Here is a 23,661-nt window from a genome sequence, read left to right as displayed (position 1 = left end):
CCCGCGGCTCCATCGACCGATGTTGCCTGCTCTCCGCGAAGGTGGTGGGAAGTGACGACGCGCGCACGTGTCCGACGGGCCCGGGCGGCCGTACTGGCCATGCTGGCCGGAGGGACGCTCGCGGTGGCGGCGGCACCGGCGACGGCCGCACCGGAGACGGTGAGCATCCTGAGCGTCTCGGCGGAGAACGTGAAACCCCGCGAGACGGTACGCGTGCAGTTCCGCGTCACCAACGACGGCCGGCGGGCCGAGACGGCCATCGTGGTGGTGGGCGGCGGCCTGCGGTGCACCACCGGCTGCCGGGTGGAGCCGAATCTCGGCCCCGGCCAGAGCCGGACCTTCGACGCGACAGTCGTCGCCCCGGATGCGCGCCCGGGCGAGACCACCGGCCTCAACATCTCGATCGGCGTGCGGCTCGCCGGGCAGAACAGCTACGCCTACAAGATGGTCTACGTCCACGGACCGGGTGCCTCGCTTACCGGCGGGGCCGCACCGGCGGCCGGGGTGAGCGGGGTCTCCGGCCGGGTCCTCGACGCCGACGGAAAGGCGATCGGCGGCGCGGACCTGACCATCCGGGACAGCGCCGGTCACGAGTACCGGACGACCAGCAACCGCAGCGGCCAGTTCTCGATCACCGCCAGGGCCGGCCGGACGATCGCGGAGGGATCCATCACGGTCCGCGCCTCCGTGGACGGCTACCGCACCGCCCGCGCGACCGTACGGGGCAGGGCCGGTGACGTCGCCACCGTACGCCTGACCCTTGCCGCGGTGGCCACGCCGGCCACTGCGTCGCCGTCGCCCGCCGAGGAGGCGAGCCCTCCCGCCGCGGCGGCCGGCGACGACCTTCCCGCGGCTGCGCCGCCCACGCTCAAGGCCACCGGTGAGGAGAGCGGCAGTACGTCGATGTTCCTCCTGGGCGGCCTGCTGGTCGCCGCGGGCCTGGGCGCGCTCGCACTGGTGCTGGTGCGGCGCAGGAGCGCACCGGGCACGGTGGCCGAGGCGGCGACTCCCCCGGCGACCCGGCTGCCGGCCGGCGGGAACCTGGCCGACGCGCCGACCGCGATCCTGCACCTCGGGCCTTCCGGCGGTGGGCCGGAGAACGCGCTCCACGATCCGGCGCTCACGCACCGGCACCGAGCTGCCACACCCGGAGGTTCCTGATCCGCGAGGCCCTACTCGTAGTGCCCGGCGATCGCGTCCGGGGCAGGCGCACCGTGAATCGGGCTCCCCGCCCCGGACGGCCCTCGGCCTCGATCGTGCCGTGGTGGCTCGTGACGACCTCCTGGAGCAACGCCAGACCCAGGCCGAAACGCCGGTCCCCGGCGCCCGCACCCCTGTGGAACCGGTCGAAGATCCGCCGGGCGTCGGCTTGGTCGAACCCCCTGCCGGTGTCGGCGATGACGAACTCGGCGGCGTCGCCGGCGGCCCGCAGCGTCACGTCGATCCGGCCGCCCGCCGGCGTGTGGGCCAGCGCGTTCGCGAGCAGTTCGCCGACGACCCGGCGCAGGGCCGACTCGACGCCCGGCACCGGCAGCGGGTCGCCGGGGGTGTCCAGGGTGAGGGTGACCCGGCGCTCGGCGGCGCGGTCGCCCTCGGCGGCGGCCGTCGTCCCGACCAGCGAGGTGAGGTCGACCGGCGGATCCGGTTCCCGGTCGGCGGGAGCGGCGGCGAGCCGGGCCGAGAGCAGCAGGTCGTCGACGATCTCGCCGAGCCGGCGGGTGGTGCGGACGAGGCGTTCCAGGTCGTCCAGGTTCCGGGCGGTGCCGTCGTGGCGCGCCCGCCGCGCGAGCAGTTGGGCGCGGGTGTGCACCTGGGCGATCGGGGTTCGCAGTTCGTGGCTGGCGTCGGCGACGAAGCGCCGCTGCCGGGTCAGCGCCTCCGCGAGTGGCGCGACGGCCCGGCGGCCGACGAGCACACCGGTCAGCATGGCGGCGAGCAGCCCGGCCACCGCCGCGAGGCTGAACGCGAGCAGGAGGTGCCGGCGGTCGGACAGCTGGAACCGGGCGTCGAACACCGCCTGGACGACGGTGTCGCCGCGGGCCTCGGTGCGCACGTGGTAGGTCGTGCCGTTGCGCGCGACGGTGATGATCTCGGTGGCCCGGGTGGCCGCCACGGTGTCCAGCGCGTCGCGCAACGGGAAGCCGGGTGGTGGCGGGTTCGCGCCGGTGCGCACGGTGGCGCCGTCGTACTGGAAGATCCAGCTGCAGGCGGGCGGCCCGGCGATCGTGCCGTGTTCGGTGCCCCACGTCAGCTCGCGCTGGATCTGCGCCTCCTGGCCGCGGACCAGGACCGCGTAGGAGATACCGCCGGCCAGCAGCAGCAGGGCCCCGATGGTCAGCCCGACGAACAGGCCGATCCGCAGCCGGGTCCGCCGGACGATCACCCGCTCGGACGCCTCCATCAGAGCGTCCCGAGGCGGTAGCCGAGGCCGTGCACGGTGCGGACCACGGCACGGCCGAGCTTTCGCCGGAGGTAGTAGACGTAGGTGTCCACTATCGACGCCGCCGCGGCCTCCTCGAAGACCTTGCGGCGCAGCACCGCGCGGGGATGGACGGCGTTCGGCCGGACCGCCAGCACCCGCAGCAGCTCGAACTCGCGGGTGGACAGCGCCACCCGGGTGCCGTCGGCCAGCACCGCTTCGCGTGGTGCCAGGTCGAGCCGCCCGGCGCCGATGCGCAGCACATCGGTCGGCTCGGGCGTGCGCCGGCACAGCGCCCGGACCCGCGCGCTCAGCTCGTCGAGGTCGAAGGGTTTGACCAGGTAGTCGTCGGCGCCCGCGTCCAGCCCGGCGATGCGGTCGTCCACCGCGCCGAGCGCGGTGAGCATCAGGGTCCGGGACGGGACCGCCCGGGCGCGCAGCCGGGTAACCAGGTCGAGGCCGTCGAGCGCCGGCAGCATCCGGTCGATGACCATCACGTCGTACGACCGGGTCAGCCCGAGATGCAGGCCGCGCTGGCCGTCGAAGGCCCGGTCGACCAGGTAGCCTTCCTGACCCAGCGCCTCGGTGAGCATCTCGGTCAGGTCCGCGTCGTCCTCGACCAGCAGCAGCCGGTTCGATCTTCCGCCCCGCATATGTTAACGATCTCATAGATAGCGGCCGATGGAAGCACCGGTATTTGCCTCTTCAACTATCTGAAACCGCGAGCGCCGGCGTGTGGACGGTTTCCGGCTGCCGGGCCTCGCGGCGCTCGATCCAGCTCAGCACCGGCGTCGTCATCAGCGTGGTGACCAGCGCGACCAGTACCAGCACGGTGAACAGGGCCGGGTTGACGATGCCCGCCTCCAGCCCGACGTTCAGCGCGATGAGCTGCATCAGGCCCCGGGCGTTCATCAGCGCGCCGACCCGCAGCGCTACACCCGGCGGCTCGCCACGGAGCCGGGCCGCCGCCCAGCAGGCGCCGAACTTGCCGGCGATCGCCGCCGTCACGCAGGCGAGCGCGAACAACAGCACCGGCAGGGAGCCGAGCAGGCCGAACTCGGTCCGCAGCCCCGAGTAGGTGAAGAACAGCGGCAGGAAGAGCGTCGCGGCGACCGGGGTGAGCGTGTCCACCACCCGGTCGGTGTTGTCGGTCCGGGGCATCACCACGCCGACCGCGAACGCGCCGAAGACCGCGTACAGGCCGATCTCGTCGGTGTACCAGGCGACCAGGAAGAGCAGGGCGACGGTGCCGAGCAGCCGGGCGCGGTCGCTGAGGGCCCGGTGGGTCATCAGCGTGGAGGCCGCCGCCCGCCCGCCGAACCAGAGCACCAGTCCGAACAGGACCGCTCCGCCCGCGGTGACGAGCGCGGGACCGGCCCGGCCGGACGCGAAGGCCAGGACGGCAGCCAGCATGATCCAGGCCACCACGTCGTCGATCGCGCCGCTGGCCAGGGAGAGGGTGCCGTGCCGGGTGCCGGCGTGCCCGTGTTCGGTGATGATCCGGGCCAGCATCGGGAACGCGGTGATGGCCAGGGCGACGCCGACGAACGCGGCCGAGACCCCGAGTGCCGTCCCGTCGGCCTGGATCGGCACGGCGCCCGCCGTGAGCAGGACCAGCAGCACCCCCAGCAGGAGCGGTGCGGTGACCCCGGCCAGGGAGATCACCCCGGCGGTGCCGGCGAGCCCGGTGACCCGGTGGGCACTGAACGCGTACCCGGCCTGGAACATGAACAGCACCAGGCCGACCTGACCCACGACGTAGAGGACCGGCAGCAGCGGGGCCGGGAACAGGGCGTCCTGCACGTCCGGCAGGAGGAGCCCGAGCAACGACGGGCCGAGCAGCACGCCGGCGAGCATCTCGCTCACCACGGCGGGCTGACCCGCCTTGCCGAGCAGCCACGCGACCCCCTTGCAGAAGATCAGGATCACGGTGACCGCGATGAAGAACCGTGGCGCCAGCTCCGTTGGTGTCATCGGACAGCCCTCTCGAAGTAGTCGGTGCACAACCGCTGCCGGCGGGCGTCGAGCACCATCCAGGTGCCGAAAACCAACTGCCGGACGCTGCGGCCCACGTCGGCCCACCGGTCCCGCGACCGCATCGCGGCCAGCCGCAGCCGCCCTGGGACGGGGGACCCGGCCGGCGTCAGGTACGCCGGACCCCGGCTGGGCAGCGAGCGGGTGTGTGACGCGGAGGACGTCAGGACGTACCGGCGCAGCACCTCACGGGTCGCGGCGCGCATCATCACCGGCGCGACGCCGCGGGCCGGGCAGGCGCGGTTCGCGGTGACCCCGTACGGGATGAAGTGCGCGTCGCCGCGCTTGAGCGTCAGCCACCGGTCCGGGTCGAACCGGTCGTCGCCGGCGGCTCCGCCGCGGTGGAACGCCAGATAGTTGAAGAGCAGTACGGTTCCGGCGGGCAGGGACACGCCGGTGGGCAGCGTGATCGGCGCGGACGTGATCCGGTGCGCCACGCCGAAGAGCGGATGCACCCGCAGCGTCTCGTCGATCACCCGGTCCAGCGCCTCGTCGTCGTCGAGTCCGCGCTGCAGGGAGGGATGAGTGGCGAGGGCGAGCAGCACGTGCGCCATCGCCTCGGACATCTGCACGACGGCGGTGTTGAAGAAGGCACCCTGGAGATACCAGGCCGTCTCCCGGCTGGTGAACGGCGGCGGCAGCGTCACCGGGCAGGTCCCCGCCTCGATCCGGTCGTGCAGATACCGGGTCAGCCGATCACGCCGCCGCATGTGCCGCAGGCCGGTGCACTTCAGCCCGTTCACCACGTCCTCGGCGTTTGCGACGATCAGCGCCCGCGCGTCCGCCGGGCACGCCTCACCGAAGACGAGTTCGTAGTAGACCTCGGCCCAGACCGGCATCATGAGGTCGCGCAGCCGGACGTGGCTGGTCCGGCCGGCGGGCAGCCGGTCGAGCGCGCGCCCGGTGGCGGCGGTCGCCAGGTCGTCGCAGCGCCCGCGGCGTACCGCGAGCACCCGCCGGGTGGTGGCGGCCACGGTCCGGTACCGCTCGCCCGGCTCCAGGTGCTCCTGGTGCATGTGCGGTCCGGGCGCCAGCCAGTACCAGAACAGGTCGGACAACCCGGCTCCCCGGCTGCGCCCGTCCGCCGCCGGATCGGCGTACACCCGCTCGAAGTGCTCCATGCCGACAGTGGGGCCGGGCACCGGTACGCCCTCGACGCCGTTGACGGTGACGAACACCCACTCCCGCAGCCGGACCACCGTGCGGGGCAGCCAGTACGGCAGGGTCCACGCCACGCCGACCCCCGCCAGGACGATCAGGGCGCTCATCCGCACGCCACCGTGGCGACCAGATCGGCGCTCAGGTCGGCCGGACCGGCGGCGCCGACCAGCGCCAGCGCCCGGTCGAGGTCGGCGTGCAGCAGGTCGAGCACGTGGCGTACCCCGGCGGCGCCGCCCACCGCGAGCCCCCACAGCACCGGGCGGCCGACCAGCACCGCGCTCGCGCCGAGCGCCAGCGCCACCAGGACGTCGGTTCCCCGGCGGATGCCGCCGTCGAGCAGCACCGGCAGCCGCCCGCCGGCGGCCTCCACCACGGCGGGCAACGCGTCCAGGGTGGCGAGCGCGCCGTCGAGCTGCCGGCCGCCGTGGTTGGAGACCAGCAGACCGTCGAGCCCGTACGAGACGGCAAGCGCCGCGTCAGCCGGATGCAGCACCCCCTTCAGCAGGATCGGCAGCGTGGTCACCTCGCGCAGCCAGGCGATCCGGTCCCAGTCCAGCCCGGCGTCCATCCCGATGTCGCGTACCCGGCCGCTCGCGTCGCGCATGTTCTCGCAGGCCATCCCCGGCGGCAGGTCGGCGAAGCCGTGCCGCAGGTCGCGTTCCCGCCGGCCGAACACCGGCGAGTCGACGGTGACGACGAGGGCCGAGCAGCCGGCCGCCTCGGCCCGCCGTACCACGAGCGCGGTGAAGTCGAGGTCCGCCTGCGGGTAGAGCTGGAACCAGAGCGGGCCGCCTTCGGCGGCGACCTCCTCGACCCGCCGGGTGGCCGCCATGCTGACCACCATGATCGTGCCCGCCTCGGCGGCGGCGCGGGCGGTGGCCACCTCGCCCTCGGGGTGGGCCAGCCGGTGGAACGCGGTCGGCGCGATCAGCAACGGCATCGAGATCCGGGTGCCGAGCAGCGAGATCCGCAGGTCGCGCCGTCCGGCGCCGCGCAGGACGCGGGGCACCACGTACCGCCTGGTGAAGGCCGCCTCGTTGGCGCGGACCGTGCGCTCCTCGCCCGCTCCACCGGAGAAGAAGTCCCAGTGCACCGGGTCCAGACGGCCCCGCGCGTCGGTGGCCAGCTCGGTCAGGTTCAGCGCCGCGCCGTCCAGCGCGGCGCCCGCGAGCGGGCGCATCTCAAGCCTCGGCACGGCTCAGGCAGCTGTCGACGAACGCGACAAGCGGCGCGACGTGCGTCTCCGGCCGGTCCCACCGGTTCTCCAGGTTCTCCGCGAGGTGGTGGGTGGCGACGACCCGGCCCGCCCGGTGGTGGCGGACGACCGGATGCAGGTAGGCCGCGTCGTGGGCCTGACCGGGGACGTCCTGGGCGATCCGGCTGACGGTGATGTCGAACGGGTCCACCCGGTCGTGGTCGGGGCCGTACTCGAGGGTGACGACGAAGGCGTCCGTGTAGTCGTGGTCAGGGGTACGCAGGCCGGTGCGGGTGAAGTACTCGACCGGCACCTCGTCGTGGTAGCGCGCGTCGGACCCGGCCACAGTGACCACGTCGCCGAGGAAGCCGAACTGCTGCCACAGGGCCGACGTGCGGTTGACGCGCGCGACGACGGCGTCGGCGATCACCTCGCCGGTCGCGTCCAGCTTCTCCGCCGGCCACGGCGTGTCCCCGTACCGTCGCTCCAGGATCCGGTGCAGCGCCCGGACGGCGTACCGGAAACCGTGGATGAAGCCGCTCGTGGAGCGCTTGAAGTCCCGTTCCTGGCTGATCGTGCCGGCGAAGTAGAGGCCGGGGACGTTCACCGACTCCCACGCCGGGGTCTGCGCCGGGAAGCGGTCCCTGATCGCGAGCGCCGGCCGGCAGGTGTCCTCGAAGACGGACGCGTCGAAGGCGAACCCGGTGCAGACGAGCACCCGGTCGTACCGCAGTTCCTTGACCACCTCGTCGGCGCGGGAGAAGGAGAACGTCACCGTGTAGCCGGCGTCGTCGCGCTCGATACGTCTGACCTCGCCGTCGAGGATCGCGTTCGCCGACTTCAGCTGGTACGTGTCGAGGAAGTTGTTGTTCACCGCGCGCAGGTGACCCACGTAGTGCGTACGCCAGGCCATCCGCACCGAACTCGGCCCGGCGACGTGGATCAGTGTGGTGGTCTCCATCAGGTTGTCGGCGGTCTCGAACGCGGAGTTCCCCTTGCCGATGATCAGCACCTTCTGGTCGAGGTAGTCGCGCGGGTCGACGGACATGTCCGCGTACTGCTCGGCGAGTTCGAGCCCGGGGATCTGCGGCAGGTACGGCCGGGAGACGCCGGTGGCGACGATCAGCCGCCGCGCCCGGAAGACCTCCTCCCCCGCCCGGACCTCGAACACCCCGTCGGCCTTGCCGATCGACGTCACCCGGGTGCCGTACCGGACCCGTGCCCCCGTCTTCGCGGCGAAGTCCGCCAGGTAGCGGAGCATCACGTCGGCGTCCGGGAAGTACCGCTCGGTGTAGCCGGTGAAACGCAGCGCCGGGTCGTCGCTGAGCAGCGAGTTCCAGTCCAGCCGCAGGTTCAGCTCCGGGTCGTCCGAGCCGGTGTGCGGCTTGTTGATGGAGATCAGTTGCCGGTGGCGGGGATAGGTGGCGAAGAACGCCCCCGGGACGTCCGCCTGTTCCAGGACCAGATAGTCGCGCCTGCCGTCGGCCTCCAGCAGAGCCGCGAGTTGCAGGCCCGCCGGCCCGGCCCCGACGATCAGATAGTCAAGCGTCATGTGCGCCCACCCTCAGGGAAGAGAAACGGAGAGATCCGCGATCACGTCGGCCGCGCGCCGCACGTCACCGTCCAGCGGCCGGTCCGGATCGACCGGCGGTACGACAGCGGCCAGCGCCGCGAGCGCCTCGGCGCAGCCGGACGCGGTCGGCGTACGCGCGCCCACGTAGGCGGCCTGGCGCAGCCCCAGCGCGAGCGACCCGACGACGAGGTGCAGCAGCCGGGCCTGGTCCAGTGCCCGCAACGCGGCCTGGGTGCCGAGCGGGACGACGTCCTGGTTGTGCAGGTTCGTCGGCACGCTCTGCATGCTCGCGGGCATGGTGTCCCGGCGGATCTCGGTGATCAGCGCGGTGGCCGCCAGCTGCACCCCCTGGAGCCCGTGCTGCTGTCCCGGGCCGGCGGCCAGCATCGGCGGCAGGCCGCCGTTGCGGTTCGGGTCGACGAGCAGGTCGAGTTGTCGTTCGGCGAGGTTGCCGACCTGCGCGACGACCATCGACAGCACGTCGGCGGCGAACGCGGCCGGCTGGCCGAAGAAGTTGCCGCCGTGCACCACCAGGTCGTCGCCGGGGAAGAACAGCGGGTTGTCGGTGACACTGGCGAGGTCGGCCGCGACCACGGCGTCGACGTAGCGCAGGGCGTCCTCGGCCGCACCGAGCAGTTGCGGCGTGCAGCGGATGCTGTACGGCTCCTGCAACGGACGCGCGCCGGACGCGACGAGGCCGGCGCTGACCCGTCGCATCCGCTCGCCCACGTCGATCGCGCCCGGATGGCCGTACGCGCCCAGCAGCCGGGCGTCGAGGAACTGCGTGTCGCTGCCGAGCAGATCGGCGAGCAGGCAGGTGAGCACCTGGACCGCCCGGTGTGCGGCGCGGGCCGCGTCCAGCGCCAGCGCCGTCGCCGCCGTGGTCAGGGATGTGCCGTTGACCAGGGCGAGAGCGTCCCGGCCGTCCAGCGGCAACGGCTCCAGGCCGGCCAGCGTCAACGCCTCGCCCGCCGGCATCCGCACCCCGTCCAGGTAGGCGTGCCCCCGGCCGCGCAACGCCTGCGCCGCGGCGCCCAGCGGGATCAGGTCACCGCTGGCGCCGACCGAGCCCAGCCGGGGCATCGCGGGGACGAACGTGGTCGCCAGCATCGCCGCGAGGGCGTCGATCACGTGCGGGGAGACCCCCGACGCGCCCCGGGCCAGCGACGCGGCCCGCAGCAGCACTGTCGCGCGGACCACGTCCGGATCGATGTCCGGGCCCTGGCCGGCGCCGAGGTGGGCGAGCGTGTTGTCGGCCTGGTCGCGCAGGTCGGGGCGGCCCGCGTACCCCACCAGGGCGCCGAAGCCGGTGGTGGCGCCGTACACCGCGCGGTCCTCGCCGAGCACCGCGGACAGGAACGTGCGGGCGGCGGTGACCCGGCCCCGGACCTGCGGCCCGGCCACGACCTTGATCGGGTCGCGGGCGGCGCGGAGGTCGGCGATCCGCAGTGGGACATCGAGGTCCACCCCTGTCGTCATGGGATCGCACCCTAGAGACGAATTCTCAGAACGCTCTGAGATCGAGTCGCTACGTTGCGGCGCATGACGCTCGACTATCTGATCATCGGAGCCGGACCGGCCGGGTTGCAGCTCGCTCACCTGCTCGAGCGCGACGGCCACGACTACCTGGTCCTGGAGGCCGGCCCGGCGCCGGGCACGTTCTTCGCCACCTACCCCCGGCACCGGCAGCTCATCTCGATCAACAAGGTCTGGACCGGCTCCGACGACCCGGAGTTCAACCTGCGCGCGGACTGGAACTCACTGCTCACCGACGATCCGGCGCTGCTGTTCAAGAACTACAGCCGGCGCTACTTCCCGGACGCCGCGGACATGGTGCGCTACCTCGCCGACGTCGCCCGCGGCCTGCGGATCAGGTACGGCACCCGGGTCACCCGGGTCGCGCGCGACGGCGACCTGTTCACCGTCGACGCCGGCGACGACACGCTCACCGCCCGCCGGGTGGTAGTCGCCACCGGCGTGTCCCAGCTGTACGTGCCGCCGATCGAGGGCGCCGAACTCGCCGAACGGTACGACACGGTCAGCGTCGACCCGGACGACTTCACCGACCAGCGCGTCCTCATCATCGGCAAGGGCAACTCCGCGTTCGAGACCGCCGACGCGCTCGTCGAGACGGCAGCCGTCATCCACGTCGCCGGCCCGCACTCGATCAAGCTGGCGTGGCAGACGCACTACGTCGGGCACCTGCGCGCGGTGAACAACAACTTCCTCGACACGTACCAGCTCAAGTCGCAGAACGCGGTCCTCGACGGCACCGTCGAGCGAATCGTCCGGCGCGACGACGACGGCGGCTACCGGATCGACTTCCGCTACGCCCGCACCGTCGAGGCGATCCGGCGGATCGACTACGACCGGGTCATCCTCTGCACCGGTTTCCGGTTCGACGCGGGCATCTTCGACCCGTCCGCCCGGCCGCGGCTCGTCATCAACGACCGCTTTCCCGAGCAGACCTCGGCGTACGAGTCGGTGAACGTACCGGGACTCTACTTCGCCGGCACGCTCACCCAGCAGCGCGACTTCAAGCGCTCGACGAACGGGTTCATCCACGGCTTCCGGTACGGCGTACGCGCCCTGCACCGGATCCTCGGCGCCCGCCACCACGACACGCCGTGGCCGGCCACGCCGCTGGAGCTCACCCCGGAGGCGATCGCGGACGCGATCATCGCGCGGATCAACCGCACCTCGGCGCTGTGGCAGCAGTTCGCCGTCCTCGGTGACGTCGTCGTCGTCTCCGGCGACACCGCGCGCTACCACGAGGAGGTGCCCGTCGCGTACGTGCACGACGGCGGGCTGGGCCCGGAACCGTTCGCGTTCGTGGTCACCCTGGAGTACGGGCCGGACCACGACCAGGTCGACCCGTTCGACATCACGGTGCCGCGGATCGCCGAGAACGACGCGGCGCACGCGCACGACGCGAGCTACCTGCACCCGGTCGTCCGGGTCCATCGTGGCGGGAAGGTCGTCGCGGCGCACCACCTCGCGGAGAACCTGGAGAACCACTGGAACCTGCCGGACGTGCACCACCAGCCGCTCGTGCTCTTCGTCAAGGGCGTCCTCTCCGATGCCGGCTGAGGTCTGGCCCCAGCCCGTGCTGGACCTGCTCGCCGCCGGTGACGACCGGCCGGTCTTCGAGGAGGGCGACCGGACGGTCACGACCGCCCAGATGTACCGGCTGGTCCGTCGCATCGCCGCCGGGCTCCGCGCCGCCGGGGCCGGGCCCGGTGTCGGGGTGGCGCTGCGGCTCGGTGTCACAGCTGAAGCGTTCGCGGCGATCATCGCGGCCTTCGCGGTGGGCGCCCGGGTCTCCGGGATCCGCCCCGACCTGGGCCCGGCGCACCGCGCCTGGCAGCTCGGCGGCACCACGCTGCTGGTCGACGACGCCCGGGTCGCCGAACTGGCGCGCACCCCCGACGACGGACGACCGCTGATCGCCGCCGGGCACCCGGACGACGTCGCCCGGATCATCTGGACCAGCGGCAGCACCGGCAGCCCGAAGGGCTGCGCCCAGACGTACGCGGCGATGAGCGCGGCCTGGACGCCGTACCCCGATCGCTGGCCGCCGGCGGTCGCGGACCTCGCCACCCGGCTCCAGCGGTATCTCGTCTTCGGTTCGCTGAGCAGCCAGGTGATGCTGGAGTACGGCATCCTCACCCTGGCCGCGGGCGGCACCCTGGTCGCGGCCCGGCCCCCTGGCTTCCCCGGCATGATCGCCCGGCACCGGGCGACCGCGAGCGTGATCACCGTGGGCAAGCTGTACCAGCTCGTGCGGGACCAGCGCACCGACCCGGTCGACCTGAGCAGCCTGCGGGCCCTGCTGGTCTCCGGTTCCCCGCTCGCACCGGGCCGGCTCGCCGAGGCGCTCGACGTGCTCGGGCCCGTCGTCTTCCACGGCTACGGCCAGACCGAGACCGGCATGATCACGATGGTGACGCCGGCCGAGATGCTGGCGTACCCGGCCGCGCTCGCCTCGGTCGGCCGGCCTCCCCCGGTGACGGCGCTGTCCATCCGGGACGCCGAGGGCCGTCCCGCCACCGAGGGGGAACTGTTCGTCCGGACACCGGCGCAGGCCACCGCGTACTGGAACGATCCGGCCGAGAGCGCCGAGGTGTTCGCCGACGGCTGGGTCCGCACCCGCGACCTGGCCCGGCTCGACGGCGACGGCTACCTGCACCTGCTCGGCCGGATCCGGGACGTCGTCATCGTGCAGGCCAACCTGGTGTACGCGGGCCCGATCGAGCGGGTCCTCGCCGCCGATCCCACAGTCGCCGAGGCGTACGTCGTCGGCCGTCCCGACGACGTCACCGGGGAGGCGGTGCACGCCTACGTGGTGCCCGCCGCCGGTTGCGTACCTGATGCCGGGCGGCTGCGCGCGGTGGTGGCGGAGGCGCTGGGCGAGGCGTCGGTCCCGCAGGCGATCCAGCCGATCGAGCGGGTGCCGACGGCACCGAGCGGAAAGCCGGACAAGCGCGCGCTGATCAGGTGAACCACCGATGGCCTAGCATCCGTGCATGGCCGTACTCGACGAGGCAGCGCAGCGTACCCGCACCCGGCTGCGGGGCACCGCCGTCGGATTCGCCGCCCTGTGGTCCGTCGCCCTCACCGCGTTCGCGGGCGTCAACCTCTGGATCGGGCTGCGGAACCGGCCGTATCTGCTGCAGTACGGCAGCGACGCGGGTGACCGGTTCGGGACCAACGTCATGGTGCTGCTGTCGTGGCTCGGCATCGTCGCCACGGTCGGCCTCGCCACGTGGGTCACCGCGCTGATGGTGCTGACGCAGACCCCCGGCATGCACAGAGGGCTGCGAGCCCGGGTCCGCGTGGCATCGGCCGTGGTGCTCGTCGGCACTCCAGTGGTCACCGTCGCCGCGCTCGTCCTCGCGTACGCGCTGATCGTGCCGCGGATCTATTCGGGCGTGCAGTTCTGAAGCCCGCGGTTCCGTCCGCCTCCGGGAACGAGGACGTGACGGGTTCCGGTCCGCATTCGGCCCGGCGAAACCGGAACCGCGCCGCTCGGCCACGACGTTGATCAGGCCGACGCTCTACTACCAGGTCCTAGTAGTTCCCCTAGGATGGCGACCGCATCAGGTCGGAGCGATGGGCGCCGGGTCCATGTCTCCCTGACGAAGGGGATCAGTGGTGCCTCTCCCGCGGCGTCATCGCTCGCCGACGCGTCGCGTGGCGCGGTGGCTGCTGCTCGTGTGGCTGGCGTGCTGTCCCGCCGTGTTCGTGGTGCTCGGGTTCGCGTCGCCCGCCGCCGCGCACTTCAAGCTGCTCAAGGTCGTACCGGCGGACGGCGCCCGCGTGGACGGCACGGTCACGGAGATCCGGCTGACGTTCACCGCCCCCGGCACGCCCACCGCGACCGGCTTCAAGCTCTCCCGCGAGGGTGCTGCCGTTCCGGTGACCACGCACACCCCCGACGGGGGCCGTACGTGGCTGGTCCACCCCTCCGCCGCCTTGCCCGACGGGAAGTTCACGCTGCGCTGGAGCGTGGCCGCCCCGGACGCCCATCCGCTGACCGGCGATGTGACGTTCACAGTGGTCCCGGCCGACGCGCCAGCGGGCGCGACCGTCGCCCCCCGGCCCACGGCCGGTTCGCACGGGCACACCGGTCACGGCGGACCGGCCGTTCCGTCGGCGTCGCCGCCGGCCCACTCCGGCGGGCACGCGGTGGGCCACACCGCCGACGCCGGCCAGGGTCCGGTGCGGTTCGTCGGCACGGCGGGGCGCTGGCTGTCCTACGGGGCGATCCTGCTGGGCGTGGGTGGTCTCGTCTTCGCGCTGACCACACTGGTGGGTACACGCAGCGACATCCGGCTGGTCCAGGTCTGGGTACGCATCGCCGGGCTGACGGTGGTGGCCGGCGTGCTGCTCGAACTGGCGGCGCTGGCGGCCGTGTTCGGCGGGGGCGGTCTCGCCTCGGCGGTCAGCACGCAGGCGCTGACCGCGCTCGGCCGTACGCCGGTCGCCGCCGGACTGGGTCTGCGGTTCGCCGGCGCGGCCGGGCTGCTCGTGGCCGGTTCCCTGGAGGCGGCGCTGATCCGGGGCCGGCACGCGGTCGGGCGGCACGCCGTGGTGACGGTCGCCGCGATCCCGACCGCCCCTCGCCCTCTTGTCGTGCCGCCCACCGGCGACGTGAGCGGCGACGAGGCGCAGCGGGTACGCGCGCGAGCGGTCCGGCCGGTGCTCCTCGGCGTCACGGTGGCGCTGCTGCTCGGTTCGTTCCTGTTCGACGGGCACACCGTCACCGCCGGGCCACGGGCGGTCGTCGTGGCGGCGGACGTGGCGCACACCGTCGCCGCGGCGGTGTGGGTCGGCGGCGTTCTGCTCCTGGCGGCGCTGCTGCTGGGCCGTGCGCGCCTCGGTGTGCCGACGGGCGCCGCCGAGATGGCGGTGCGCTTCTCCGTCCCGGCCACCGCGGCGGTGACGCTCACCGGCGTCGCCGGTGCCGCGCTGACGCTGACGATCCTGGACCGGCCCGGTCACCTGGTGAGCACCGGATGGGGCCAGGTGCTCCTGGTCAAGGTCGCGCTGGTGGCGGTCGTCGCCGTCGTCGGGCTCTACAACAGCAGGCGGGTGGTGCCCCGGCTGGACCACCCGACCCCGGAGGGCATGCGTCGCCTGCGCCGCACGGTGCTGGCGGAGGCGGTGCTGATGGTCGCCGTCCTGCTGGCCACCGCGGTCCTGGTCAACACCGGCATGTAGACCCGGGCCCGCGCGACCGGGGCGGCCCCGGGGTCTACAGGCAGAACAGGATGCCGGTGACCACGCCGGCGCCCAGCGGGGCGACCAGGGCGGTCGAGGCGAGCAGGGCGCGGGCGAGCAGGTTGCGGCGGTGCGGGCGGCGTCCCTGGAGGCGCTGCAGCCGGATCGCCACGTCGGCGCCGGCCATCGACAGCGCCGACGGCGGGCGCGGCGCGCCGGCGAACGTCAGCAACGCGTCGCGTACGGCAGTCGGGCCGCATTCGCGGACGGCGGCGGCGTCGGCGCGCAGTTCGACGAGCAGGCGCACTGCTGCGGGCGCCTGGCGGGTCAGGGGCAGCCACGGTACGGCGGCGGCGAGCCCTTCCACGGCGGCCACCAGGAGATGGTGGCGCTCCCGCAGGTGTGCCCGCTCGTGGCTGAGCACCGCGGCGAGCTGGTCCGCCGGCAGGTCACCGGCGGCGCTGGCCAGGACCGTGAGCCCGCCGGACCCGCCGAGGCTGTAGGCCATCGGGGTCGGGTGCGGGATCCACAGCACCGGCGCCTCGCCGGGCTCCGGCGGGCCGCCGGCGAGCGTGAGCAGGTCGGCGTGGACGCGGCGAGCACGGTGGGCGCGCATCGCCAGGCGGGTACTCGTCACCGTGAACCGGGCGAGCACGGCCAGCAGGAGCAGCGCTCCGGTCGCCCCGACGATCTCGTCGACGGCGGGCGGCCGGCTGGGTTGTGCCCAGTGCCAGCAGATGCGGGCGAGGTCGTGCAGCGCCCACTGCCGGGTGCTGCCCGGCGCGAGGAGCATCACGGTGGCGAGGACGAAGGTGCCGAGCACCGCGACGATCAGGCCGAGCCAGCCGAGCAGCATCGCGACGGGGTCGGCGACGTGCCGGAAGCACAGCCGCAACGCGGCGGGGCCACACCAGGCGACCAGCGCCGCGCCGGCGACGAGGGCGAGCGCGAGGCTCACGCCCCGGACTCCCGCTCGTCGAGGACCTGCCGCAGGATGTGCAGCTCGTGGTCGGAGGCGGACCGGGCGAAGTGAAGCAGCACCAGGTCGGGGTGGGTGCTCGTCTCGACGACCCGGCGCAGTGTCCGCGCGATGATCTCCTCGCGGGTGCCGGCGGCCCGGTAGCGGTAGGCCTTGCCGACCTTCTCGCGTACGGCCCAGCCCTTGCGGTGCAGGTTGTCCAGCACGGTGAGCACCGTCGTGTACGCCAGGACCCGGTCGGTGGTCACCGCGTCGAGGACGTCACGCACGAGCACGGGCTCGGGGGCACGCCACAGGACGTCCATCACCGCCGATTCGAGTCTGCCCAGTTCCGCCACGTGCTCTCCCTTCGTGCCGGTCAGGGTACGTCAGGTGTCGTGGCGGTGCGGCCGGCCCCGAAGCCGGGACCGGCCGCGCCCGGTCGCCTACAGGCGGTCGAGGATCTTCTGCAGGGTCTGCACCTCGGCGGCCTGGTCCGAGGCGATCCTGGCGGCCAGCGCCTTGGCCTCGGGGTTGCTCCCGTCGGCCTGCTCGGTCCTGGCCATGTCGATGGCGCCCTTGTGGTGGGCGATCATCATCTCGGCGAACATCTTGTCGAACGCGGGGCCCTTCGCCGCGGCGAGGTCCCTCATCTGCTGCTCGGACATCATGCCGGGCATCCCCGCGTCCATCCCCGGCATGCCGTGCCCGGGCGTGGCGCTCATGCCGGGCATGCTGTGGTCGCTGGGCAGGTCCGTGGGCTTGCCCCAGGCCGTGAGCCACCCCTTCATGGTGGCGATCTCCGGATCCTGCGCCGCCTTGATCTTCGCGGCCAGGTCCTTCAGTTCGCTGTCGCTCGCGCGCGTCGGGGCCAGGTCGGCCATCGTCACCGCCTGCTGGTGGTGCGGGATCATCATCTGGGCGAACATCACGTCCGCGTCGTTTACTGTGGCGTCCGCGGAGGCCGAAGCGCCCGCCGCGGAACTGCTGCCGGTGCCGTGCGTCATGCCGCCGGTGTCGTCAGCGCCGCCGCAGGCGGCGGTCGCGAGCAGGGCGGTCAGGGCGACGCCCGCGAGGGCGGCGCGGCGCAGGATGGTCGGTTTCATCGGTACGTGGTCCTTGTCGTGAGGTGTGCCGGAACGGAGTCGTCGGGTCCGGGCGAGACGCCGGACCGTGTTCTCCTCACGTGCGCAGGACCGTGACGGCTCGCAGGAGCAGCCCGATGCGCCGGCGGGGTGGACCCCGGTCCGGGCGGGGCCCGCGGGACCGAGGGCCGGCCGGCGTGCCGGTGCCGCGGCGGGGCCGCCACAGCAGGGACAGGGCGCCGAGGACGAGCGCGCCGCCCAGCACCGCCAGGCACACGGTGAACACGTGCGTCCCGTCGTGGCGTCCGGGCGAGCTGTCGTCTCCGTGTGCGGCGCCGGGCGCGGCGGCGATCTCGCGGGCGGCGTCGGCGGCGTGGCCGGTGCTCCCGTGTACGGCGCTCGCGTGGGCGGCGTCGGGTCCGGCCGGGTGGCCGAAGGTGTGCATGCCGAACACCCCGAACGTCACGGCGACGAACAGCGCCAGCCGCAGCAGCGGGTGAGCGCGTCCCATCCCATGCCCTCCGCACGTCCGGCCCGGCGCGTGGCGTCCACCTCGACAACCAGCGTCTACTACAGGCGCATAGTAGATGGGGTATCACGGCGGCCGGGCACGGGGAGGGCGAACGCGCACAACGCGCCGCGCGGGAACGACTACGTGACGCGGTAGGCGGTGTAGCGCACCCGGTCGGCCTCACGGATCGCCGACGCGACGAAGACGCACTGCTCCAGCACGGCCAGCGCGGGCACCGACGTCTCCAGTCGTACGCCCAGCCGGAAGTAGTACTCGGCGGGGTCGACCGCGTCGCCGCGCAGCAACGCCTCAAGGACCTCCGGGCGGCCGCTGCGGACGCCGAACGTGCGGAGGTAGACGTGACCGCCGTCGGCGGTGCGCGCCGAATAGCGCGTGTCGATCTCGATCGCGCCGTCGGGGCGGACCAGCTGCCAGTCGGCGCCGCCGGGAAGGATGTCGGCCTCGACGAGGCCGGTGACCCGGCCGCCGACGACAGGCACCACGCGGCGGTGGCCCGCGCGGGTCACCCCGTGGTCCTCCAGCGCGCCGAGCCGGACCTCCACGTCGAACGCGGCCTCCAGACCGGGAACCGCCGGGTCGCGGCCGACGTGTCGGCGCGTACTCATGGAGTGTCCTTGGTCTGCGCGAGGGCGTCGCGGAGGCGTTCCAGCGCGGGCACCGCGGCGGCGAGGGCCGCGCGGTCCGCCGCCGGAAGGGTGGCCGCGGCGCGGGCGACCAGGTCTCCGCTCGCGAGGTCGAAGCGGTCGAACAGGTCGAGGGCCTTCGGGGTGGCGAGGACGTCGACGTGGCGGTGGTTGCCGGGGCGGGGGCGGCGCTCGACGAGACCGTTGCCCTCCATCGTGGTCAGCAGGTTGCTGACCGTCGAGCGGCTCAGGCGGAGTCGTTCGGCCAGCTCGCCGGGGCCGGACACGGTGCCCCGGGGCAGGGCCCGCACGATCTCGATCTGCGCGTCCGGGATCTCCGGCAGGTGCTCGGCGGCGCGGGCGGCGGCGAGCAGCGTGCGGCGCAGCGGCGAGATCACCGACGCCAGTCGCGCCGCGTCCAGCTCGGCCGGCTCCGGGCCGGTCACGGCAGGACACCGGAGAAGACAGTCGGCGTGAGGGAGGCCCGTTCGTTGAGGTCGGCGGGCAGGAAGCCGGCCGCCTTCTTGTAGCCGGTGGCGATCTCGGTGAGCTCCTCCGGCGGGATGACGTCGTGGACGTGGTCGAACCCGTCCGGCGCGCGCTCATGGGCGAGCACCATCACCTGTTCCGGGCCCTGCCGCCTGTTGCTCAGCACGAGCGCGGTGGTCGCCGGCCGCCGGTCCGCCTCGTAGGCGTCGAGCGCCGCCCGGACCGTCGGCGCGGTGGCGAGGTGGAAGGCGAGGGTACGCGCATCGAGGATCGCCTGCGACGCGCCGTTGGAACCGTTCGGGTACATCGGGTGCGCCGCGTCGCCGAGCAGCGTCGTGTTCCCGTGGGTCCAGGTGCCGATCGGGTCGCGGTCCACCATGGGGTATTCGAGGATCTCGTCGGCGGCGGCGAGCAGTTCCGGCACGTCGAGCCACGGGAAACGCCAGTTCGCGAAGAGGGCGACGACCGGCGCGGGGTCGACGGTCCGGTTCCAGTCCGCGTTGGGCCCGGCGAAACCGGGCCCGCGCCGCTCGGCGACGACGTTGATCAAACCGGCGCCGATCGGGTACGCGACGAACTTCTGTTCCGCGTCCCCCGCCATGATCATGGTTCGCCCGTCCAGGAATCCGGGTGCCCGGGCCGTGCCCCGCCACAGCGTCAGCCCGTTCCAGATCGGCGGCCCCTCGCCGGGATGGTGTTGCCCGCGCAACGCGGAGTGGATGCCGTCCGCTCCGACGATCAGGTCGCCCGCGACGCTCACCTCCCCCGCCCCCGTCTCGAAGTGCGCGACGCCGTCGCGGACGCCGACGAGCCGGTGCCCGGTGCGTACCGCGTCGGGCCCCAGCCGTTCCCGCACCACGTCGAGCAGTTCCATCTGGAACCGGCCGCGGTGCACGGATAGCTGCGGCCAGCGGTATCCGGCGTCCAGTCCGCGCGGTTCGCTCCAGATCTGCTGACCGTGCCGGTTGTAGTAGGCAAGCGTGCCGGGGGCGGCCCCCAGCCTTTCCACGCGGTCGCCGAGGCCCAGTTCGGTCAGCTCGCGGACGGCGTGCGGGAGCAGATTTATCCCGACGCCGAGTGGGCGCAGCACGTCGGCCCGCTCGTAGACGGTGATCTCACGGAAGCCGGCCCGGTGCAGGCTGAGAGCGGTGGTGAGGCCACCGATCCCCGCGCCCACGATCACGATCGCCAAGTCGTCGCTCCCTCCGCCACCGGACCACCAACCGCACAGTTTGGTCACAAAATCGTCACTCGTCAAGACGTATTCACATCGAGTTCCGACCACTCGTCCCGCAATGCGATTCGCCTTATCGGAATTCTTGACAATCAATCACCTCTGCATGACGCTGATCGACGCGGTCGGATGGTTCACCTCACCTCACCTCACCGGCCCCCAATCCTCCGGATGCACCAGCGCTTCGCACGGAAGGGCTCGTCCATGAAGAAGGTCACCGCCCTCGCTGTTCTCGCCGGCGTCGCGATCGCCCTGACCGGTTGCACGGACTCCGACGCCACCGATCCGTCTCCCGGAGCGAGCGGCGACCTGCGCAAGGTCCGCGTGGCCGCGTTGCCGATCAGCGAGACCGCCGCGCTGTGGGGCGGCATCAAGGCGGGCATCTTCCGGGAGCAGGGGCTCGACGTGGAGGTCGTGCCCGCGCAGGGCGGCGCACAGGCCATCCCGGCGCTACTAAACGGCGACATCGACTTCGCCATCGGTCAGCCGTTCGGCCCGTTCCGCGCCGACCTGCAGAACCTCGGTGTGGTGATCATCGGAAACTACGCGTCGTCCTACGCCGACGGTGACGACATCAACGCCGTGGTGGCGTCGGCGAAGTCGGGCATCACCCGGCCCGCCCAGCTCGCCGGGCGCAAGGTGTCGGTGAACAGCCTGGGCGCCGCCGGCGACGTCACGATCATGGCGGCGGTCGAGAAGGACGGCGGCGATCCCGCGAAGGTCAAGTTCGTCGAGGTGGCCTTCCCGGACGCGCCGGCCCAGCTCGCCGCCGGCAACATCGACGCCGCCTGGGTGACCGAGCCGTTCATCACCCAGATGCGCAAGCGCGGTGACGTCCTCGTGGTCGCCCCGTACCAGGCCACCGTCCCCGGGCTCACCACCCTGACGACGATCACGTCGAGCAAGCTGAAGGACTCCGACGCCGCCCTGGTCGCGGACTTCTCGGCGGCGATGAAGAAGACGCTCACCTGGGCCAAGGATCCGGCCAACGAGAAGGACCTGCGTCAGGCCATCAAGGACAATCTCGAACTACCGGAGGCGGTGGCGGACTCCGTGCGGCTCCCGGCGTTCGGGTGGGAGCTCGACCGGGCCGGCCTGGAGCAACTGGCGACGCTCGCCCAGAAGTACCGCGTCCTCGACCGGCGACCCGACTTCGACCGCCTCATCCAGCAGCAGTAGCCGGCCGATGCGCAAGATCCTGCTGGGCGCCGCGGGCCTGCTGGGGTTCCTCGTCGTCTGGCAACTGATCCCGACCCTGGGACTGGTCGACCCGCACTACCTGCCGTACGCCACCGACGTGTTCGGGCGGTTGGCCCAGGAGGTGCGCGACCTGGCGTTCTGGCGACGGGTCAGGCTCACCATGACCTCGTGGGCGATCGGCCTGACGGTGGCGACGCTCGCCGCGGTCGCGCTGGGGACAGTGGTCGGGATGGTGCCGTTCCTGCGCCGCGCGACGCACACGACAGTCGAGTTCCTGCGGCCGGTGCCGTCGGTCGCGCTGATCCCCCTCGCCGTGCTGATGTTCGGCCTGCAGATGCGCGCCGCGCTCGTCATCATCGTCTACGCGGCGTTCTGGCAGGTGTTCGTGCAGGTGATCTACGGCGTCGCAGACGTCGACACCGTCGCCCGGGACACCGCGCGCAGTTTCGGCCTCACCCGCGCCGAGCGTCTGCGATACCTCGTCCTGCCGACCGCGCTGCCGTACCTGATGACCGGCGTGCGTCTCGGCGCGGCGGTCGCGCTCATCCTGGCCGTCACCGCGGAGATGGTGATCGGCAACCCCGGCCTCGGGCGCATGATCGAACTCTCCCGCTCCGCCGGGGACGCGGTCGGCCTGTACGGCCTCGTCGTGGTCACCGGGATGCTCGGGCTGCTGGTGAACGTCGTGTTCCGCTTCGTCGAACGGCGCTCGCTGGCCTGGCACCAGTCGGTGCTCGCGGACGAGGCGACCCGGTGACCGCCCTCGGCGCGGGCCGGGCCCGCCCTCGCGATCTGGGCATCCGGGTCGCCGAGAACGTCCTGTTCGCGGTCGGGCTTCCCGTCCTGACCGTGGCGCTCTGGGCCGCCTGGTCCACCCGGTCGACGAACCGTTTCCTCGTCGGCCCCGGCACGCTCCTCGACGCGTTCCGGCAGACCTGGATCGGCCCGGCGTTCGTCGACGACGTCCTGCCCAGCCTGTACCGGCTCCTGATCGGACTGTTCGCGTCGATCCTGCTCGGCGTCGCCGCCGGCGTCGTCATCGGCCGGATCCGCCCGCTGCGCGAGATGCTCGAACCGCTGCTGGAGTTCTTCCGGGCGATTCCGCCACCCGTGCTGATCCCGGTCGCGATGCTGCTGCTCGGCATCACCGACACCATGAAGGTCGTCGTCATCACCTCCGGCGCGATCTGGCCGATCCTGCTGAACACGATCGAAGGCGTCCGGGCGACCGACAGCGTGATGACGGAGACCGCGTACTCGTTCCGGATCTCCCGGTGGGACCGGCTGTGGCGGCTGACCCTCCCGGCGGCGAGCCCGCGCATCATGACCGGCGTACGGCAGGCGCTCTCGGTGGCCCTGATCCTCATGGTGATCTCGGAGATGTTCGCGTCGTCGGCAGGGCTCGGCTACCGGATCGCCTACTTCCAGCGGAACTACCTCATCGCCGAGATGTGGAGCGGGATCCTGCTGCTCGGCCTCATCGGCGTCGTCCTCGCCGTGGTCTTCGGTGTCGTCGAACGCCGCGTCCTGCGCTGGTACCACGGAATGAAGGAGGTGACCCGTGGCTGACGGGCGTCCCCTGCTGAGGGTCGAGCACCTGCGGAAGGTCTACGCCTCCGGCCGGGGTGAGGTCGAGGCGATCGGGGACATCAGCTTCACCATGAACCCCGGCGAGCTGCTGTGCGTCGTCGGTCCCTCGGGCTGCGGGAAGACCACGCTCCTGAAATGCCTCGCCGGGCTGCTCCGCCCCACCAGCGGCCTCGTCGAGATGGAGGGGGCGCCGGTGACCGGCCCGAGCCCGGCGATGGCGGTGGTCTTCCAGGAGTACGGCCGCAGCCTCTACCCGTGGCTGACGGTCCGCGGCAACGTGGAGCTTCCGCTCCGCCACAAGAAGCTCTCCCGCGCCGAACGCGCCCGGACGGTCGCCGACGCCCTCGACGCGGTCGGGCTGCCGCAGTCGGCGCGCAGCCATCCGTGGCAGCTCTCCGGCGGGATGCAGCAGCGGGTGGCGATCGCACGCGCCATCGCGTACCAGCCGGACGTGCTCATCATGGACGAGCCGTTCGCCGCCGTGGACGCACAGACCCGCGCCGATCTGGAGGACCTCGTCCGCGAACTGCACCTGACCCGTGGCATCTCCACCGTGTTCGTGACGCACGACATCGACGAGTCGGTGTATCTGGGCCAGCGCGTGCTCGTCCTGTCGAACTCGCCGACCCGGGTGCAGGAGGACCTCGTCATCGACCTCCCCCGGGAACGCGACCAGCTCACCACCCGGGCCCTGCCCCGGTTCACCGAGCTGCGGACCCACGTCTACGAGCAGATCCAGCGGGCCAAGCGCGGGCCGGTGGTCCCGTCCTCGCGGGTCCACCGGCCGTAGTCGCATCGATCGCCGCGGATCTAGGTTCGAGGTGACGGACCGGTGGAGGGCGGAA

23 protein-coding genes are annotated in these 23,661 nt (G+C 72.8%); 9 read left to right on the top strand and 14 right to left on the bottom strand.

What is annotated here, in order from left to right:
* The first annotated feature begins 51 nt into the window (after positions 1 to 51).
* Positions 52 to 1,161, top strand: coding sequence for a carboxypeptidase-like regulatory domain-containing protein (locus O7611_RS10215; protein ID WP_194799903.1), 1,110 nt, complete (start codon positions 52 to 54; stop codon positions 1,159 to 1,161).
* On the opposite strand, the gene O7611_RS10210 is transcribed toward O7611_RS10215, so the two are convergent.
* From O7611_RS10210 to O7611_RS10180, 7 genes are read right to left on the bottom strand one after another with little or no spacing between them, the layout of a single operon-like run.
* The gene (locus O7611_RS10210) at positions 1,121 to 2,401 is read right to left on the bottom strand and encodes a sensor histidine kinase (protein ID WP_269696676.1); all 1,281 of its coding nucleotides are present in this window, start codon (positions 2,399 to 2,401) and stop codon (positions 1,121 to 1,123) included. The genes O7611_RS10215 and O7611_RS10210 overlap by 41 nt on opposite strands.
* Positions 2,401 to 3,072, bottom strand: coding sequence for a response regulator transcription factor (locus O7611_RS10205; RefSeq protein ID WP_194799901.1), 672 nt, complete (start codon positions 3,070 to 3,072; stop codon positions 2,401 to 2,403). Before O7611_RS10205 ends, O7611_RS10210 begins: the two co-directional genes overlap by 1 nt.
* 52 nt (positions 3,073 to 3,124) lie before the next feature.
* The gene (locus O7611_RS10200; RefSeq protein ID WP_269696675.1) at positions 3,125 to 4,393 is read right to left on the bottom strand and encodes a cation:proton antiporter; all 1,269 of its coding nucleotides are present in this window, start codon (positions 4,391 to 4,393) and stop codon (positions 3,125 to 3,127) included.
* Positions 4,390 to 5,721 carry a cytochrome P450 gene (locus tag O7611_RS10195; protein ID WP_194799899.1) on the bottom strand — a complete coding sequence of 444 codons (1,332 nt, stop codon included), beginning with the start codon at positions 5,719 to 5,721 and terminating at the stop codon, positions 4,390 to 4,392. The genes O7611_RS10200 and O7611_RS10195 overlap by 4 nt, the downstream gene beginning before the upstream one ends.
* Positions 5,718 to 6,794 carry an alpha-hydroxy acid oxidase gene (locus O7611_RS10190; protein WP_194799898.1) on the bottom strand — a complete coding sequence of 359 codons (1,077 nt, stop codon included), beginning with the start codon at positions 6,792 to 6,794 and terminating at the stop codon, positions 5,718 to 5,720. The genes O7611_RS10195 and O7611_RS10190 overlap by 4 nt, the downstream gene beginning before the upstream one ends.
* 1 nt (position 6,795) lies before the next feature.
* Positions 6,796 to 8,361 carry an FAD-dependent oxidoreductase gene (locus O7611_RS10185; RefSeq protein ID WP_194799897.1) on the bottom strand — a complete coding sequence of 522 codons (1,566 nt, stop codon included), beginning with the start codon at positions 8,359 to 8,361 and terminating at the stop codon, positions 6,796 to 6,798.
* 12 nt (positions 8,362 to 8,373) lie between these two features.
* Entirely contained in the window at positions 8,374 to 9,861 is a 1,488-nt protein-coding gene (locus O7611_RS10180) for an aromatic amino acid ammonia-lyase (RefSeq protein WP_269696674.1), read from the bottom strand.
* A gap of 63 nt (positions 9,862 to 9,924) precedes the next feature.
* Between O7611_RS10180 and O7611_RS10175 the strand changes: the two genes are divergently transcribed.
* The 4 genes from O7611_RS10175 (at position 9,925) to O7611_RS10160 (ending at position 15,105) form a co-directional block, all read left to right on the top strand.
* Positions 9,925 to 11,472, top strand: coding sequence for an NAD(P)-binding domain-containing protein (locus O7611_RS10175; protein WP_269696673.1), 1,548 nt, complete (start codon positions 9,925 to 9,927; stop codon positions 11,470 to 11,472).
* Positions 11,462 to 12,883, top strand: coding sequence for a class I adenylate-forming enzyme family protein (locus O7611_RS10170; RefSeq protein ID WP_194799894.1), 1,422 nt, complete (start codon positions 11,462 to 11,464; stop codon positions 12,881 to 12,883). The genes O7611_RS10175 and O7611_RS10170 overlap by 11 nt, the downstream gene beginning before the upstream one ends.
* 25 nt (positions 12,884 to 12,908) lie before the next feature.
* Positions 12,909 to 13,325, top strand: a complete 417-nt coding sequence (locus tag O7611_RS10165; protein WP_269696672.1) for a hypothetical protein — start codon at positions 12,909 to 12,911, stop codon at positions 13,323 to 13,325.
* Between the two features lie 250 nt (positions 13,326 to 13,575).
* Positions 13,576 to 15,105, top strand: coding sequence for a copper resistance CopC/CopD family protein (locus tag O7611_RS10160; RefSeq protein WP_269696671.1), 1,530 nt, complete (start codon positions 13,576 to 13,578; stop codon positions 15,103 to 15,105).
* 34 nt (positions 15,106 to 15,139) lie between these two features.
* On the opposite strand, the gene O7611_RS10155 is transcribed toward O7611_RS10160, so the two are convergent.
* The 7 genes from O7611_RS10155 to O7611_RS10125 form a co-directional block, all read right to left on the bottom strand.
* On the bottom strand, positions 15,140 to 16,063 hold the full coding sequence (locus O7611_RS10155) for a M56 family metallopeptidase (protein ID WP_269696670.1): 924 nt from the start codon (positions 16,061 to 16,063) through the stop codon (positions 15,140 to 15,142).
* Positions 16,060 to 16,422 (bottom strand): BlaI/MecI/CopY family transcriptional regulator, encoded by a 363-nt coding sequence (locus tag O7611_RS10150; protein WP_269696669.1) that lies wholly within the window; start codon positions 16,420 to 16,422, stop codon positions 16,060 to 16,062. Before O7611_RS10150 ends, O7611_RS10155 begins: the two co-directional genes overlap by 4 nt.
* Positions 16,423 to 16,509: 87 nt before the next feature.
* Complete coding sequence (locus O7611_RS10145) at positions 16,510 to 17,169, bottom strand: DUF305 domain-containing protein (protein WP_194799890.1); 660 nt, start codon at positions 17,167 to 17,169, stop codon at positions 16,510 to 16,512.
* Between the two features lie 76 nt (positions 17,170 to 17,245).
* Positions 17,246 to 17,659 carry a DUF6153 family protein gene (locus O7611_RS10140; protein ID WP_194799889.1) on the bottom strand — a complete coding sequence of 138 codons (414 nt, stop codon included), beginning with the start codon at positions 17,657 to 17,659 and terminating at the stop codon, positions 17,246 to 17,248.
* 140 nt (positions 17,660 to 17,799) lie between these two features.
* Positions 17,800 to 18,285, bottom strand: a complete 486-nt coding sequence (locus tag O7611_RS10135) for a DUF3237 domain-containing protein (protein ID WP_194799888.1) — start codon at positions 18,283 to 18,285, stop codon at positions 17,800 to 17,802.
* Positions 18,282 to 18,749, bottom strand: coding sequence for a MarR family winged helix-turn-helix transcriptional regulator (locus tag O7611_RS10130; protein WP_194799887.1), 468 nt, complete (start codon positions 18,747 to 18,749; stop codon positions 18,282 to 18,284). Before O7611_RS10130 ends, O7611_RS10135 begins: the two co-directional genes overlap by 4 nt.
* A complete protein-coding gene (locus O7611_RS10125) occupies positions 18,746 to 19,975 on the bottom strand; it encodes a flavin-dependent oxidoreductase (RefSeq protein WP_269698076.1) in 1,230 nt (409 codons plus the stop codon). The genes O7611_RS10130 and O7611_RS10125 overlap by 4 nt, the downstream gene beginning before the upstream one ends.
* A gap of 255 nt (positions 19,976 to 20,230) precedes the next feature.
* Here O7611_RS10125 and O7611_RS10120 point away from each other — a divergent pair, with 255 nt between their 5' ends.
* The 4 genes from O7611_RS10120 to O7611_RS10105 are packed head-to-tail and all read left to right on the top strand — an operon-like array spanning position 20,231 to position 23,606.
* The gene (locus tag O7611_RS10120) at positions 20,231 to 21,205 is read left to right on the top strand and encodes an ABC transporter substrate-binding protein (protein ID WP_194799885.1); all 975 of its coding nucleotides are present in this window, start codon (positions 20,231 to 20,233) and stop codon (positions 21,203 to 21,205) included.
* A 7-nt stretch (positions 21,206 to 21,212) separates the two neighbouring features.
* Positions 21,213 to 21,983, top strand: coding sequence for an ABC transporter permease (locus O7611_RS10115; protein ID WP_269696668.1), 771 nt, complete (start codon positions 21,213 to 21,215; stop codon positions 21,981 to 21,983).
* Positions 21,980 to 22,795, top strand: a complete 816-nt coding sequence (locus O7611_RS10110; protein ID WP_269696667.1) for an ABC transporter permease — start codon at positions 21,980 to 21,982, stop codon at positions 22,793 to 22,795. The genes O7611_RS10115 and O7611_RS10110 overlap by 4 nt, the downstream gene beginning before the upstream one ends.
* Entirely contained in the window at positions 22,788 to 23,606 is an 819-nt protein-coding gene (locus O7611_RS10105) for an ABC transporter ATP-binding protein (RefSeq protein WP_194799883.1), read from the top strand. The genes O7611_RS10110 and O7611_RS10105 overlap by 8 nt, the downstream gene beginning before the upstream one ends.
* Positions 23,607 to 23,661 lie beyond the last annotated feature (55 nt).

It is taken from the genome of Micromonospora sp. WMMC273, assembly GCF_027460285.1.
Taxonomy (GTDB): Bacteria; Actinomycetota; Actinomycetes; order Mycobacteriales; family Micromonosporaceae; genus Micromonospora; species Micromonospora aurantiaca.
Note: the sequence above shows the minus strand (reverse complement) of the source record. Positions and strands in the feature narration are given on the sequence as shown.